8 protein-coding genes are annotated in these 15,567 nt (G+C 44.1%); all 8 read right to left on the bottom strand.

What is annotated here, in order from left to right:
- Positions 1 to 564: 564 nt before the first annotated feature.
- Positions 565 to 1,620, bottom strand: a complete 1,056-nt coding sequence (locus tag PQO03_RS04415) for a Gfo/Idh/MocA family protein (protein ID WP_274151438.1) — start codon at positions 1,618 to 1,620, stop codon at positions 565 to 567.
- Positions 1,621 to 1,777: 157 nt separating this feature from the next.
- Positions 1,778 to 3,055 carry a Gfo/Idh/MocA family protein gene (locus PQO03_RS04410; protein ID WP_274151437.1) on the bottom strand — a complete coding sequence of 426 codons (1,278 nt, stop codon included), beginning with the start codon at positions 3,053 to 3,055 and terminating at the stop codon, positions 1,778 to 1,780.
- Between the two features lie 62 nt (positions 3,056 to 3,117).
- Positions 3,118 to 3,840: a type II secretion system protein gene (locus PQO03_RS04405; RefSeq protein ID WP_274151435.1), complete on the bottom strand. Its 723-nt coding sequence runs from the start codon at positions 3,838 to 3,840 to the stop codon at positions 3,118 to 3,120.
- Positions 3,841 to 3,910: 70 nt separating this feature from the next.
- A complete protein-coding gene (locus tag PQO03_RS04400; RefSeq protein ID WP_274151433.1) occupies positions 3,911 to 5,890 on the bottom strand; it encodes a LamG-like jellyroll fold domain-containing protein in 1,980 nt (659 codons plus the stop codon).
- A 551-nt stretch (positions 5,891 to 6,441) separates the two neighbouring features.
- Complete coding sequence (locus PQO03_RS04395; RefSeq protein ID WP_274151431.1) at positions 6,442 to 8,643, bottom strand: NPCBM/NEW2 domain-containing protein; 2,202 nt, start codon at positions 8,641 to 8,643, stop codon at positions 6,442 to 6,444.
- Positions 8,644 to 8,799: 156 nt separating this feature from the next.
- Entirely contained in the window at positions 8,800 to 9,198 is a 399-nt protein-coding gene (locus PQO03_RS04390) for a hypothetical protein (RefSeq protein WP_274151429.1), read from the bottom strand.
- Positions 9,199 to 9,323: 125 nt separating this feature from the next.
- On the bottom strand, positions 9,324 to 12,575 hold the full coding sequence (locus PQO03_RS04385) for a LamG-like jellyroll fold domain-containing protein (protein ID WP_274151428.1): 3,252 nt from the start codon (positions 12,573 to 12,575) through the stop codon (positions 9,324 to 9,326).
- A 27-nt stretch (positions 12,576 to 12,602) separates the two neighbouring features.
- Positions 12,603 to 15,560 (bottom strand): LamG domain-containing protein, encoded by a 2,958-nt coding sequence (locus tag PQO03_RS04380; RefSeq protein WP_274151427.1) that lies wholly within the window; start codon positions 15,558 to 15,560, stop codon positions 12,603 to 12,605.
- Positions 15,561 to 15,567: the final 7 nt, after the last annotated feature.

Below are 15,567 nucleotides of genomic sequence, written 5' to 3'. Positions count from 1 at the left end.
GTAATAGAGATAGAGGCTCGTCGGCGATTAATTCAACCGATCTCCCGATTAGCCAGACTCTGCAGATCGGTATTTTTATGCTTCGCATACGAGAGGGGCTCCTAATGGGTGGGAACTTAAGGGGTTTTAGGTGGGTTTTTGCGAAGCTAGTCCGCCCGCGGAGGCTCTCCGTCCGCCGGAGGCATTTATGGGTTTTAATATATAGGGGCTCTGCCCCCGCCCCGCTCAAGGGTACTTGTACCCTTAAGAATCCCAACGCTAGTCGCTGCGCTCCTATGCTTAATCTTAGTTAAACAGAGTGCTGTATTCAATTCATCTGCCTGGTCCAGGAGTGGCAGCTCCTTGCAGGGTTTGGGGCAGAGCCCCATATATAATTAAATAAAAAAAAGCTTAAGTTCCCTACCATTAGAGGGACTCCGTCCCTCATCGAGCTGCTCGCCGCAGAGGCGAATAGTTTTTATCTGCCCGTCCGGCAGGACCTTGGCAGCCCTTGACCCGACAAATATTTGCGCTTCGCGCAACAATCTGCAAGATATGCTTAATCGAGACCGATCTTACAAAGTCCTAGAAGTCATTAAATACTTCTTGTACTTTGCCCGTTTTTGACGATTCCCAAGCTGAGTGCGCTACCGAGACAGCTCGCGCGCCATCAAGCTCATTAGGGCTTGGCTCAAGATCCCGATCTAAGCAGTCCTGAAAATGACGCATGTAGCGAATCACGGTAGCTCCATGGCCGTAAACACTGAGGTCTTTTTCAGCTTCAAAGTTCACCACCCGTACTTCATTTTCGCCATCAATGGAATAACTGATTTTACCAGGACCATTGTCACTAAATTCCGCCACTGCCGTGGCCTTTGTCCCGTAAAGTGTCAGCCCCATCATCGGCGTCGGTGGTTCTACTACGTCATAAAGACCACGCACTTGTGCGATGGTTCCACTAGCAAATTTTAGATTGAGAAAAAATAAATTGTCCTGTGGGAATTTCGGGGTGAGCTTACCTTTTACTGAAAAGCAATGAACTTCGGCCACATCACCCATGAAGCTTCTCAAGATATCTACCGGATGAGTAACGCCACCATACATCAGATCTTGTGGCATATTCAGCCGCCAAGGGGTGAACTCATAGACCGGACGCATATCGTGATTATAATAAGCTTCTGCAGCCATAATCTCACCTAGCTCACCATCATCGAAAAATTTGCGCAAGGCAAGAAACTGACGATCAAAGCGCATGGTTTGACCTAGCAAAAATTTACATGAGTTCTTCTTAACCGCCTCCACAATAGCTTTGGCCTGTTCTAGGCTGGTCACCATGGGCTTGGTGCAAATAACATGCTTACCTGCTTCAAGCGCTGCCAAACAGTGCTCAGCATGTAAACCATCTGGTGAATATACCGCCACCACATCCACTTTAGGATGTTCCACTAGGGCACGATAATCCGTCGTCGCAAAAGCAAGCTTTTTCTCTTGAGCTAGAGCATGTATTTCATCTTGCTTATCGGAACAAATGGCTTCTAGCGAGTAACGCAGGTCGGTTTCATCTTGGAGCAAAAACATCGTACTACCCATATTTTGGGCACTGATACCGATCACACCTAAGCCTATCTTTGCACTACTCATAAGAATCGTTACACCAGAAATTCACTAGCCATTTAGTCTTCATTGTGAATCCTCTTTTTAATTATTCAGACTTTAATCTATCTTCTCTTTCATCAAAAAAACCATGAGTCTTTGGGATAACTCATGGTTTGATCTAAGTAAATTAATATTCTGTGGACTATAAATCGTATTGAGGGATCTTCAGCCATTCGCCACCGGCAAGTGCCGACTTATGAGCGATCACTCCAGCAAGGGTCATATTGAGCGCAGCACCAATATCCACCATCGGCTGTTTATCCAACAAGATCGATTCAATGAAGTCACTCGTCAATTGTCCGTGTGAACCACCATGGTGACCTCCACTGACCCCTGGAGGTAAGGCTGGGCGACTGCCATTAATTTTAGCATCATAAGGCTTTTGGCCGTAGACTCGTCCTTTCTCACCATGAGCATTTTTCATATCCCAACTCACTGCCATGCGCGACATGCCACCCTCGCTAGTTTTTAGTAGGGCAACTTCGGTACCAAAAGGATTTTTATGGCCATTATTTTCGGCCTGAAACTCTGAATAAAGGCTTGCTGTCCCCAAGCCAGATACCTCAGTAAAGCGCCCACCCGTAATTGAAATATAATAGGCTGTAGCATGAGTGGGGTACCACATGGGCACGAGTCCTCGACGCCAGCCATGCTTATCTATTTTACCATTTTTAGGGTTGTAGCTTGCTAAGCCATGAGGGCCGAAGTCATGATAGTATTCACCCTCAGAGTAAATGATTTTACCGAGTCTACCCGCTTGGTATTGCAATCTATGGGAATAAAGACCTGCGTGGAAGCTAGAGGTTTCGTTCATCTGATACTTCATGCCGCTCGACTTCACCGCATTAAACAGCTCCTCAGCTTGACCTTCAGCCTCAAAGCCAAAGACGGCGGGAACTGCAGAACAAACGTGCTTGCCATGATTGAGCGCCATGATAGCGAGACGAGCATGACTCGGCGCGTCAGTGGCAATATAGATAGCTTCAATGCTCTTATCTTTGATCATCTCTTCACAAGAAGGGTAAGTTTTCTTTGCGCCGACTGCTTTTGCTAAAGCCGCACAACGCCCTGGATCGAGGTCCGTCGCTGCCACAACTTCCACATTGGGATGATTTTGATAAAAGAAGGTCGCGCCGAAACGGCAAAGACCATAGCCCGCAATACCGACGCGGATTTTTCGATTAGAAACTGATTTCCAGCCTTGAGCCTGAGCTCCTGTATTCTGGTTTTTCTCAAAACCTGGGATAATCTTTCCCTGGGCATCTCGTGGTACTTCGGCTGCCACTGTCTGAGTACTGAGTCCACCCATGCCAAGTAGCGCCCCTGCTCCACCTAAACTTTGTAAAAAACCTCGTCTAGAAAAATTTGAATTTTCGACTGTTTTACTTTCATTGCCTAATTCATTCTCTTTGTTTTTCATGAGACATCCTTATGTTTTTTTTTTTGTAAAATACTTTAATCCCACTCAAAATCATTTTTTTTTCATAGACCATCGAGAAGAAAAGTCCAGTCATCAAAAGTATGATTATTGCCCGCCTCAAACTTTGCCTGACGAAAACTGACGTGGCCGTCAACAAATAAGACATTTCCCCAGCCATTATCCTCTTTGTGCCAAGAACTAATGTGAAAGGGAACCAAATTAACCAAATAAGCATTAAAAGAAAAATCGTTGGCAAGGATGACTTGTGATGGATTCACTATATCTGTCTGTGTACGTCCACCTATACCTGCCGTCCCGGCCCTTGCATTTTCAGAACTATTATACAGGTAGCTCGTCCCAAAGCGATCCCAAACTGTTGGTTGTCTACTAAAAGCGCCAGTAGTGCCATCATCACTAGGACACTTAAAGATTTCTACAGCTCCTGTACTCGTGGTCGTAACCACGCCATTAACGCCTATGTAAGGGTTTAAAAAACGCTGATTCGGTGTGAATTCAGTGCCTTGCTTTCCTCCCCAATTATAATAATCCCAAGCGGGATTACCATCATTAAAACTAGGAAATAAATCTTTATTATCATCCGCATACATCATATGAAGTGTGCCAATTTGTCTAAGGTTACTCTTGCAAACTGCTGTCCTAGATTTTTTCCTCGCTGTTCCTAAAGCTGGTAATACAAGCGATGCTAATATTCCAATGATTGCCACGACCACGAGCAATTCAATCAAAGTGAAACTTCTTGGCTGTTTTAAGCTATTTGTATTCATGCTGTTTCCTTGTTTATGTCTCTTATTAAGTTTCGCTTGCGATGCTTGCAGGCAGTCCATCTAACTCGTACTAATTAAATTTGACCTTGCTCTTTGGATTTTTCTTACTTATCTCAACAAAATCAAAGAGGTAAAGAATGACACCGACGTGACAGCTGTACCACAGTTGTTTATAGGTAAAGCCCACGACAATACGATTGTCTGGCTGGAGGTAATAAGTGGTGTAATTGGCGGTTTGTTGGGCGCGTTGACGCATCTTTTCGTCGCCTGTTGCTTGCGCTAATTCCATCAGCATCGATGCCCAATTTAAACTATGAATTCCCATAACCACATTGCATTGCAGCTGTTCCCGAATTCCTGCTGCTGGTTCAAATCCAGGAATCTTATCCAGAAAGGTTTTTTCTATCCAGACGTTGAGCTCTTTTGCCATTTCAAGGTAGCCGTTATCCTCTGTGCGATTAGCTAAGAGGTAGCGAATCGTATCGAGACAATCATAATTGGTACGACCTTTCGTACTGGGAGGAATATCTTCATAAAAACCGCGAAACTCCTTGGTCTTGATCGGGCCCTTGACGAGCCAATTCCAAGTTTTATCGCGATGGGGACGATAATGACTATTCTCGTTAAACTTGTCCAAGCGCTCGAATAACTTCACCGCATAGATCACGCTACTGGTATATTCCTCGACGACTCTTTCGGTCTTGGGGTCGACTCTAAAGGGCCAAGTTCCATTAGCGCGCTGACGCAAGCTCAAGGTTTTTGCAATCGCCTCTCCTGCTTTGAGGAAACGATCTTTGCCAGTCGCCTCATACAAGTCGAGATAAGCCAGTGCTAAGATAGCTGATTTATCGGGCATAATCCCAGCACCATCGCGAAAGCCACCTGGCTTTTTGTGTTCAAAAGTACTGTAGGGCATACTACCATAAGCCCAGTCAGCCGGTGTGCTATTGGCTATATCCCAATCCGCTAAATCAATAGCATCCTGCAAGGCTCGTTCGTCCCCCGCATAGTTCCAGTAAGAAATAAATGTTTTTATATTAAGTGCATGATGAAAAGCTGGATAGGAGGTGAATCTATCTACGGCCCTTGGAAAGGGTGCCCCATTATGCTGCACGTTTGAGTAGTACACCCAAGGCCGCTGTTTTTTACCTTGCTCATCGAGTAAAGTCTCTTCTGCCTGAAACCATTCTAAGTGATCGTCTAAGATAAAGGACATCCCGCGTTCAATCGTTTCGTCATAGGATTGTAAGGGCTGTAAAAGTCCGGATGCATCACGCTTTCTTGGGGCGATCACCATGTTAGATCTCCAGTCATATAAAGCTGTAGTCGGTGTAGCTTTTTTTTGTGCTTCCGCTGCTGCTAGCTGTGATTCCTTAAATAATGCACTGGGATATAAAGCTTCAATTTCTTGCTGACTTAAAACACCTTTATAAATACGAAAATCATCTAAAGAACCCACAAATGACTCACCATATTGACCTAGGTATTTAGCCGCTAATCCAGCCTTAACACCACTAAAATCAAAACGACTACGAGCCTCACGATTGGTATGCCCATTCAAATAGCCGATAACTTTTTCATCAGACTCAAAAGTGAGCGTCACATGCTGCCAAATACCCTGAAAACTCAAGCCACTAAGTACAGAAGTCCACTGCTTGGTATTCCAGACTTCTAACTGCGATCCATTAATACGCAATGAGCCCGATTGATTCGCTACTGGTCCGTCTAACTGAGAAAGAATCCTTCCATCTTTTTGCGGACTATTTGATTTGATCCAAAAACTTACGGTCGCGGGTGCTTCAATCGCTAAATCACCGAGTTCAAGTGCTTGTCCACCAACTTTAAACTCTAAGGCTTTGCCCTTTAATCCTTCAACAATACCTTGACCCGAAAGAGCTAGATGAGCTTTGTTTGAAGAACTATCCACAGTTTGTACCTTGTCACTCGAAAATTTGTCAAAAGTCAACTTACGGAAGACTGTGTTTTCTGCATTAACAGCTAAAAAGGATAAACCACATAAACTTAAAATATATATTGTCTTTGAACTCATTAACTCACCTTTAATTATGGCAAACGCCAGAGATAAACGGCGTTTGATTATTTGATTAATCAAACTATTATAGCGTGTAGCTGTCTGTATGTCAAGGGAAACTGATAATTTATCGTTCTTAATCAATGCCTTTACGGACTGCCAAGGGATCTGAGTCCTTAGGTACCTAGTCCACTCTTTAGAGTGCCGCATTGCTAATAAAATGGGGTCAACATTTGCGTCCTTCGCAAGCTAAAGCTTGAACTACCTGCCTTACTTTAGGTACCTAGTCCACTCTTTAGAGTGCCGCATTGCTAATAAAATGGGGTCAACATTTGCGTCCTTCGCAAGCTAAAGCTTGAACTACCTGCCTTACTTTAGGTACCTAGTCCACTCTTTAGAGTGCCGCATTGCTAATAAAATGGGGTCAAAATTTGCGTCCTTCGCAAGCTAAAGCTTGAACTACCTGCCTTACTTTAGGTAGGTAGTCCACTCTTTAGAGTGCCGCATTGCTAAACATTGTACTCAGCTTAAGACTTAGCAGGTTTTGGTCCTAGAAAAACTATCGCCACTCAATCCTTTTTATCATTTGAATTAGGATTAGTTTTTAGCGGAATTAAATAAGCGTCGGCCCAACTGGCGTGATCGCCACCCTTGCCATTTCCACCATCCGTAACAATTAATGTCAGTTCTTTGGCGCCTTTTACTGAAAGGCTGACTGGCTTGGCTTTGTAGCTCGCCTTAGTCACGAGACCGCTGCTAAATACCTGCTTACCATCCAGCAATATTTTCATTTCTACGGTACCATTGTGGGCATCATCTGGACCGGGAACTACGTGGAATTTTGAGTATTCACCATCAAGAGGAAAGACAATTTTCGAATTGGCATGCACACCCAAACCACGATCATAAGTCACCCCACTAAGGCTGATTTTTTTCTTTCCTTCAACAGATTTATCATCCATCACTTGCCAAAAAGTTTCCGTTTTGCTCGCCATATATTGATTGAGATAAACTTTGCCATCTACGACTTTAGCGGGGGCTTTGGATGAAGTTCCAGTTGAAGCGACCCATTTAAAGTCGGCAAAAATCACCTTAGTAATATCTGCACCTTTTAGTGCTTTGATTGAGATGATCTCCGCTAGTGACCAAGCCTTAAGTGCTATTTGCTTAGCGGGTATTCTCATCTGATCTGCAGGTATAAGCATGGTCTGCCAATCATTGGAAGCCGTCATCTCGATATCTGCTTCCCAGCCTTTATTAACAGCGAATTTGAGTTTTTGAGGTTGAGTACAATAGAATTTAAAACTTAGATCGGAGTTGCGCGGTGCCTGCCATTGGGGATCAGCAAATTGTCGACTATAGGTTCCAAGCCTATTATTCAAGGGGCGAAAACCCTTGACTCCCCCTACTCCTTCTGCTGGCCCCACATCCTTCCATTGACCTGTGCCCTCAGATATCATATCAGATTTCTTCGCATTGGCCACGGCCTTACCGAGAGATGAGGGAATCACCGCCTCAAAATCAGATGATACCACACTATTATTTTTGTAGCGAATATTAGCATAAGAAAACAAGTAATCATCGACGTTAAAGACGGCTAATTTAGCTACCCAGCTATTACCCACGCGGGTAGAATCCACATCAGACCAAACTCGAGCAATATTATTGGCCGTCTTTAGACATTTATATATTTCTACAGTCTTGATCTGCTCTGGATTCCCGGGGGTGAGATGCAGTTCAGGCACGCCATCAGCATTGAGGACTACTTTTGATTTGGCACGCTGAGGCCAAAAGCGATCTTTCCCAAGCACGTGCTTCTCGAGCCATATTTTAGTGTCGTCGCCCAGTTTTTCAGTATTGTGATGTCCGCGAGCCTGCATGGCAAAGTCCCACGGAACATCTGCTTTGAATGATTTAAAGGTATCGCAACCGCGTTCATGTCCGCCATGGTGATCATTTGTCCCGCTCAACCAAAGTGTAGCGGCGGTAATATGGGGGGCATGTGCCTGTGGCGCTAAAGCCGACAAGAAGAGCTCCTGACCAGGTGATTTTTTAACTGCTGAAAAAGGTAAGTTATACTTCCATACAGATCGATCACGGTAATAAGTAATCCAACCAATTCCAAAGTAAGCCACAACCGCTTTAACTCGTGAATCCATGGCCATATTCCACATAATGGTTCCACCATAAGAATAACCCTTAGCACCGATACGTCTTGAATCGACTTCCTTCTGGGCCAACAAATAACTTAGCGCTCGACGCTGAATTGCATTCCACAAATAATGCGACGTCGCCTTGGGATCCGTCGTTTGACTACCATCGGGCATACGATCATAAATGAGTTTAAAACCCTTATCACGAGCATCCATATGTCCGTGACCAAGTGAATCTGGATATTTGGTATGATGAGTCCGTTTAGTGAGTCCTGAATAATCGTGTGATAAAACCGCCCAGCCCTCTTTTACATAACCAAAATCAATCGATGGGCCACCCATCCAACCATGAGTATTCATTAAGCCAGGGGCCTTCTTTGCACCAGCTTTCACCGCATACTTACAAAAAACTCGTAGCTCAATTCCATTGACATAAGCACTGATGTAAGCCTCTTTATAATAGATGCCATCCTTTGTTTCCTCCAAAACAATCTGCTCTTTGAAATCACCTTTGTCTGGATTGTAGTCTTTCCACACATCAGGAGGACGAGGTAAATCTTGCGCGACTAGCCATGAACTAAGGAAAATTAGTGAAGCTAAGGAAATTAGTGTTTTCATATATGCTTTCATTAAATGTGTCTCATTATTTATTAATCACCGCCCGACTCTTTTTTATCTTAATAGAGGGAGATGACTCCATCAGCAGTAGATTCTACTACAGGAATATTCACATTAGTAAGCAAATAGTTCTTAAAAATGATACATCAATCCAAGTTAATTATATGATTTTTTATTTATAAAGCCTGGATAGGTATCATTGGAAGAGGAATCTACATGGCTAGAAAAATTAAAGACCGGCGGCGGATCAGACTTAAGCATGGCACTGCGATATTTCATGTGCTCAATCTCGTGGTGACCCCACCACCAATCACTTTCTTTATTGACTCGGCAGTCGAGATACAGTACGTGATAATCATCACTCGCATAGAAATGAAAGCAGTGCTTATTTTTAAAGGCACAACTCCATGCCTGATCTGCACCGCCACCCGCCGAATGCAAAATCACTCGCAAAGACTTTTTAACTTCGCTCTTTTTTACTGGTAAAAAGTTAAAGTAGTCCTTTTGTGGACGCTGGCAGCCCCAAGTTTGCGCACTCGAATGTTCAAAGCGCATCACTTGTCGCTCCTCTACAATCGTTTCATTTACTTTTTTAAGCTGAGGCAGTAGTTCTTCCTGTAAGCTTAAGCACAAAGTTCATAAAAGAATCAGCACAATCAGGGCCTTTCGCTTCACTGCGTTTAGTCCTTTTTAGCTTTTAAGGGCGACCATTCTTGACGATACTCCATCTTGACTCGACCCGTTTTTTCATCTAAAAAAAGTGGTAAAAATAAGTAGCGTGATTTATCGATGTCAGTACGATCGGGAATCCACCACTGATCGCAAAGCGCCATCACTACATCTGACTCTTTCAAGTAAATCAGATCCGTAACTTGCGACTTCCAGGTTTTCTGCTCGCTGATATCGGCCTGTTTTTTGTATTTCCCTAGGGGGCTATCCGCCACTGCACATTTTGTATTCGAACCCGACCAACCATGAACTCCAGAAGCCACCGCAATGTATTTGCCTTTGTATTTCACCATCGCAGGCGCTTCGCAGCCAGAATCAAAAATCACCACTCCATCGCGATTGCTCGTCAAGTAATCATCACTCAAGCTATCAATGCGAATCGCGTAACGCCAATCCCCACCTGACTCACGTTTTGAGTGATCACAATAAATCACATAGCCCTTGCCATCATCATCTTGAAAAGTATTCATATCTGAGCCAAAACCATTAGAGGTCCCCATTTCTCTCGGTCCATGAGGCGTGAAAGGCCCCTCGGGATGATCGGCTGTGGCAACACATAAAAAGGAAGCTGGCATGGCCACAAACCAACGGTACCACATGACGTACTTTTTGGTTTTTTCATTATACATGACGTGACCTCGCCCCGTTGCACCCAATTTGCCAAAGCCACGCTCTGGACGTGGCATACACACACCCTTGTAAGTCCAATTTTTTAAATCTTTTGAGCTATAGACTTGCATGCCATTCCACACGGGCCCCGCGGTCATTCGGAAGCGTCCCCTGGGATTATTTTTGTAGCTGCTACCATACCAGTAGAAGGTGTCACCAAAGCGCGCAATTTCACCTTCATGGGCAGAGATTTGGCGACCATCGCTATCAAGCCAATCCGTACCATTGATAATACTTGTATCTACTGCATCATCGATTCCTGCTGATTTGAGTGTATCCGCCAAACGCATCACTGAACGAATGGTATAAACCGTGCAGTTGATCCAGGTATTTTGCACATCTTCGAACTTACCATCTTTTGAGGGTGGAATGAGATAAGTTGGGTAATCCCCCTGGTGTTTTTGCTGAGTCAGCAAAAGAGTGTTGGCGAGATCTCTTGATTTAGCAAGATAAATTTCATTGCCGGTAGCCTTGTAGGCATTGGCAAAAGTTTCGATCAAATGAGATGAACTGAAATTAACGGGCATGAAATAACCCGTTTGCTCGGAGACACACGGTAGAATCCAATTGGCTGAGTTCATACTAGGAATGCCTGGGCCACTCATTTTTATGGGATTTTCCCAACTTGTGTACTGTCCCTCGGCGAAGCGCATTAACTCAATCGCCATATCAACGTAGTCTGCATTATCATTGGATTTTTCTAACAAATAATCAGCAAACTCACAGGCCTGACCGGGAGAAAGATTTTTATAAGCAGGTGCCGGAGCGGCATCTTCGTATTGAGCTTGCCAGTTGAATGTTTTCATCGTGCTCGTCATTACATAATCAAAGGCTTCATCACGCATGTCTTGGTATTGCTTTAAATCATATTGCTTAATTAAACGATCCGCAAAACGTACCACTTTAACGGGATTCAAAAGTGTTTGATAAGCGCCTTTCCCCGTATTATTATCAACAACCTGATACCAGGTCCCTGATGGTAATTGAAGCTTTCTATAGGTTTCTGAAATTTTTATGGCGGCGTCGAAATATTTTTTATCTTCGGTCACATCATAGAGAGATAAATAAGCGTCCGCCGTTACACAGGGAAAATTCATCATCACGTTCTTGCGAATCATAAAAGGCTTATGATACTTATTGAAAGCCCCCGCACTCGCGTAAGTTGGAGGCATATTTTCCAGTGCCGTTCCCACAGGCAAATTAAGACTAATAAGGTAATCGGCCGCCTTGCGTCCAATCGCTAGAACTTTATCGGTATCAGCTGGTCGCGGTTTTAACTGAGCATACAGGGCTGCACCTGCAACGGTAGCGCCCAAAAGCTTAGATGGGTAAGGGATTCCCCAGACATCTTTATGGACTTTTTTAGACCTGTATTCTTCGGGAGGCACCCCCGGCTTCATCCAAGCTTTGAAGTAATTGCGATCGAACATCGTGCGCAGTCCCCAGCGTACGCTTTCTTGATAAGTCATTGTTTGTTTGTTGTAGGGGCCGTTGTACATAGCGGCGCGGTGAAAATTCCTCTGTCCGACAACTTTCATGATTTGACCCTTGTCATTGAGAGCTTCCACTTTTAGCTTGGCAGAACCACTAGCTATACTAAGCCAAATGGGCTTAAGGCTGACGTAGGGTTTATCGGCTTCAAAGTTGTGGGTCATGCCATTTTTGTCTATCAGTGTAAAACGGTATTCTTTGGCTCCTTCTAGTTCTTTAAAGTCAAATGATGGAGCATACATAAACTGATGGGATCTTTGATTCCAAAAGGGCGAATCCTTTACTTTTCCCGGCCTCACGGCTATCAAGTATTCATCCCTGGCAAGTTTCCCTAAGGGGCTTAGTTTTATTTGCGCATCGGCTTGTGCCTTGCTAAATAAGTCGGAGGGATAAAGTTTTTTGATTTCGCTGTCTTGTAAGGCACGGTTAAATATGCGAAAGTCATCCAAAGCACCTATGAAAGGTTTACCGTGTTGGCCGAGGAATGATGAGCCGATTCCTGCCCTACTCCCTTTGAAATCAAATGAACTTGTAGCCGTATGAGACTTCTTGGCATTGAGATAGCCGCTAACTGTACCATCCTGCTTAAAGACAATGGCGACGTGCTGCCATATACTCTTATGGCTTAGACCAGACAGTACAATAGGCCAGTCTTTTGCATTCCAGACGTGTAAATTACCTGCGGCTAAACGCAGCGCTCCCTGCTGACTACTAGCACCACCTAACTGCGAGAGCAGGCGTCCATCACTTTGTGGCTTATCTGTCTTCAACCAAAAACTGAGTGTCACTGGTGCCTGGAGGCCAAGGTCACCAAGATCAAGCCCCTTACTCCCTGCTTTAAATTGCAAGGCTTTGCCTCGCACACCATCAGTGAGTTTTTGGCCCGAAAGCCGCGCATGATTTTTGTTTGCTGAGGATTCAGCTGTAAGGTTTCCATTCTCACTCAGCTCATCAAATGGCCAATGTAATGACTTGCTCTGCTTGGCATGGATCGTCCCTAAGCAAAATAAGGTGATCATTGTGAATTGTTTTAATTTATTCATTCTTGTTCCTTTATGAAATTGTTTCATCTACTTGCTATAAATTAGTTTATGAATTTCCTTCTCGCTCAAAGCACCTTGCCTAATGCGCACATCATCCAAGATTCCGATAAAGCTATCCCCCCATTGGCCAAGAAAAGGTGAACCGAGCCCGGCTTTGATCCCTTTGAAATCAAATGATGCGCTGACTGTATGAGATTTCCTACCATTGAGGTAGCCACTTACTGTACCGTCCTGATTGTAGACTATAACGAGGTGTTGCCACACATTCTTGTGGCTTAGACCCGAGACCACGACAGGCCAATCACTTGCATTCCAGACCTGTAAATTTCCTCCTACTATGCGCAGCGCACCACGCTGCTGACTTGGCCCCTCTAATTGTGAAAGCAGACGCCCATCACTCTGTAGCTTATCTGATTTTATCCAAAAGCTAATTGTCGCTGGCGACTTCATGCCTAAGTCACCTAATAAAACGCCCTTATTGCCAGGCTTAAATTGTAAGGCTTTATCATTCACTCCACCGGTGAGAGTTTGCCCTGATAAACGCGCTGGAGTCGCGCTCGATAATTGATTAGCAGAAGTAGCTGTCTTTGCATCAATGCTATCAAAGCTGTAATGACGATCGCTCGCTGGCAATCTTTGTTCACTTCCCTCGCTCGAAAAAGCCTCAATAATCTGTCCTTCTTTTGCTGAGTCAAGTTTATTGAAGGGCTTGCTGCCCGCAGTAGTAGGTTCTATGGAGAGAATGACTTCGGCATTCTTTGGTATGTCGTAAAAAAAGTCCTCGCCATAGGGCACTATGGCCAGCAGCTTGCCCTTGTTGGGATAAACTTCTTTGATTTGATAAAGTTGCCCAGCTGACTCATCTAATTGAAGCCAATGATTAATGGGAATTGAGGCGCGTACATCTTCACCCTTGTGAGCAGGTGAAAAGAGAAAGAAAAAGCCACGGTCTTTGATAATGTGGGCACTACCATCGATCGGCTTAAAACCTGGGCAGGCAAAGAGGTCGCGCTTCACTTTGAGGTAAGCGTGATTTTTCGTTGCCCATGCACGCCATTTTTTAAGGAACTGACGATTTTCTTCTAAGGCTAAGCCATGAAAACCCTCTCCAAATTTAGCGTAACTGGTAACGCTAATAGTACTGAGTAGACTTCTTTGAAAATCCTTCGGCGACTTCCCTATCACCGCCGCCATGTTTTTGTAAACGGGACGAAAGCGGTCATTGCCATTGTGCCAGGCCTGAAAGCGATTCATTGTTACGCCATTTGTCTCATAGTAATTTTCATCCGCATTAAAATAGCGCATCGCCCATGGACCGCCTCGTTTCATGCCGTAGTACATTTCTAGACACATGAAGGGGTATTTTTTGCGGATTCCACTAAGTAATTTCTCGATATTTTTCCATTCTTTATAAAGATTATCTCCTGGGGGATGACCATGATTTTTTGCATAGCAAGTATCGAAGCCCAAGCCCGCTGAACCAGGTCGATACTTTGGTACTTCCCAATAGCTCAACCAACGCCCATCAAAGCCCCACCAGCGTGGCTGATATTTTTCAAAGACATGTTCGAGCAACTTCCTATGGTGTTCCATAAATTCATCTGAGGCGGGGCAATCAATTTTAGCCCCGAATAAATATTCAGTAACTTTACCATCTTTTTGTAGTGAGGCCCACTCAGGGCGATCTTCAAAATAAAGCCCTGGTAAAGAAAAACTCGAAACGTGAACGCCAATTTTTTTGCCGTAATTATAGAAGGCTTCCATCGCGGGTGGAGCCATAAATTCAGGAGTGAATTGACCCGAAATAAATGAGTCTAAAGAAACTTCATCGTGCTTACTATGCAAGCCTGCTGTGGGACCCGCGGGGCCGGGCATACCTGCTACACCCTTATCTTTGGGAAATCCCAAAGACTGGGTTCGCATCTTATTGAGGTAGGGTGGATTAATCGGATGATTACCACGTCCGTACCAAGTATGAGCGGTCATGATATCGTGAATGCCCGACTGCTTAAGTTGATCGAGTATCTCGGTTTTTATATCCCAAAGCTTAGCCCACCAACCATTTTGCCAAACCCAATAGCCCTTCTCAGGCAAAGGTAAATCTGGCAATGCATGACGCATAAATTTTTGCATTGCCCATACCTCGCCCCAATCAAGGACTTCGGATTCCACTGCTTGTGCCGGCATCCTCCCCTTAAAATGCTGCGTTACTCCAGCTCCCGTAAAACTTATGTAGGGATTGGGCTTCGAACCTGGGTATGGCCCTTGTGAATAACGATAAATGCCCTCATTGCGATACACGCCTAAAAAATATTTTTCGCTCGTGAAAACTTGCCCGGCGGGGACTTGATAATTGGCTGAAAAACCTAGACTAAAACCTTTTTTACCTTGCTGTTCTAAATTCCAATAGGGATAGGCTAAGCCGGCAAAACAACCGCCCTTCTCACTTCTGAGAAAAAGGTTGATCGGACAATGCCAGATAGTATTATCATCGTGGAAATGAATTTCATTAAATGACTCTGCTTGGCTCATTTTCTCAAGCACTAAGTCTTTTATATGAAAGCTCTTCTTATCGTTCTCCTTTATCTCAAAATGTTTTTCGATAAAGTGATCATTCGCTGCTAGGCTATAAGTTAAGGCTATAGAAAAGTTATGCTTGGTAAAATGTAAAATAACTTTTTCTGAGCGTGTTTCTATTGTTTGAACTCGCAGTCCCTTGATACGCTCATGCAGGGTAGAAAATTCTAGGCCCACACCTTGGAAGCTATAATCCACGCCAAGTTTACGGTCTGAAATACTGCGAATAGAACCATCTTTCACAGCTAATTTTACCGCTATAAAGGAGTTCTCCAAATGAATGAAATCTTGCTCTTGACTGATTTTCGTAGGACTCAATACATCGGCATTTACCAATGTGCTAAACCCTATAAAAACAAGGGCATACAGCAGTGCTAAATGACTTAAATTAGATTTTTTAAATATCATATTTTCC

The organism is Lentisphaera profundi, assembly GCF_028728065.1.
Taxonomy (GTDB): domain Bacteria; phylum Verrucomicrobiota; class Lentisphaeria; order Lentisphaerales; family Lentisphaeraceae; genus Lentisphaera; species Lentisphaera profundi.
This window is presented reverse-complemented; position numbering and strand designations above follow the sequence as displayed.

Bases quoted from the DNA above. Each gene is read 5' to 3' on its own strand.
- PQO03_RS04415 (WP_274151438.1), bottom strand. From the start codon at position 1,620: ATGAGTAGTGCAAAGATAGGCTTAGGTGTGATCGGTATCAGTGCCCAA.
- PQO03_RS04410 (WP_274151437.1), bottom strand. From the start codon at position 3,055: ATGAAAAACAAAGAGAATGAATTAGGCAATGAAAGTAAAACAGTCGAA.
- PQO03_RS04405 (WP_274151435.1), bottom strand. From the start codon at position 3,840: ATGAATACAAATAGCTTAAAACAGCCAAGAAGTTTCACTTTGATTGAA.
- PQO03_RS04400 (WP_274151433.1), bottom strand. From the start codon at position 5,890: ATGAGTTCAAAGACAATATATATTTTAAGTTTATGTGGTTTATCCTTT.
- PQO03_RS04395 (WP_274151431.1), bottom strand. From the start codon at position 8,643: ATGAAAACACTAATTTCCTTAGCTTCACTAATTTTCCTTAGTTCATGG.
- PQO03_RS04390 (WP_274151429.1), bottom strand. From the start codon at position 9,198: ATGCGCTTTGAACATTCGAGTGCGCAAACTTGGGGCTGCCAGCGTCCA.
- PQO03_RS04385 (WP_274151428.1), bottom strand. From the start codon at position 12,575: ATGAATAAATTAAAACAATTCACAATGATCACCTTATTTTGCTTAGGG.
- PQO03_RS04380 (WP_274151427.1), bottom strand. From the start codon at position 15,560: ATGATATTTAAAAAATCTAATTTAAGTCATTTAGCACTGCTGTATGCC.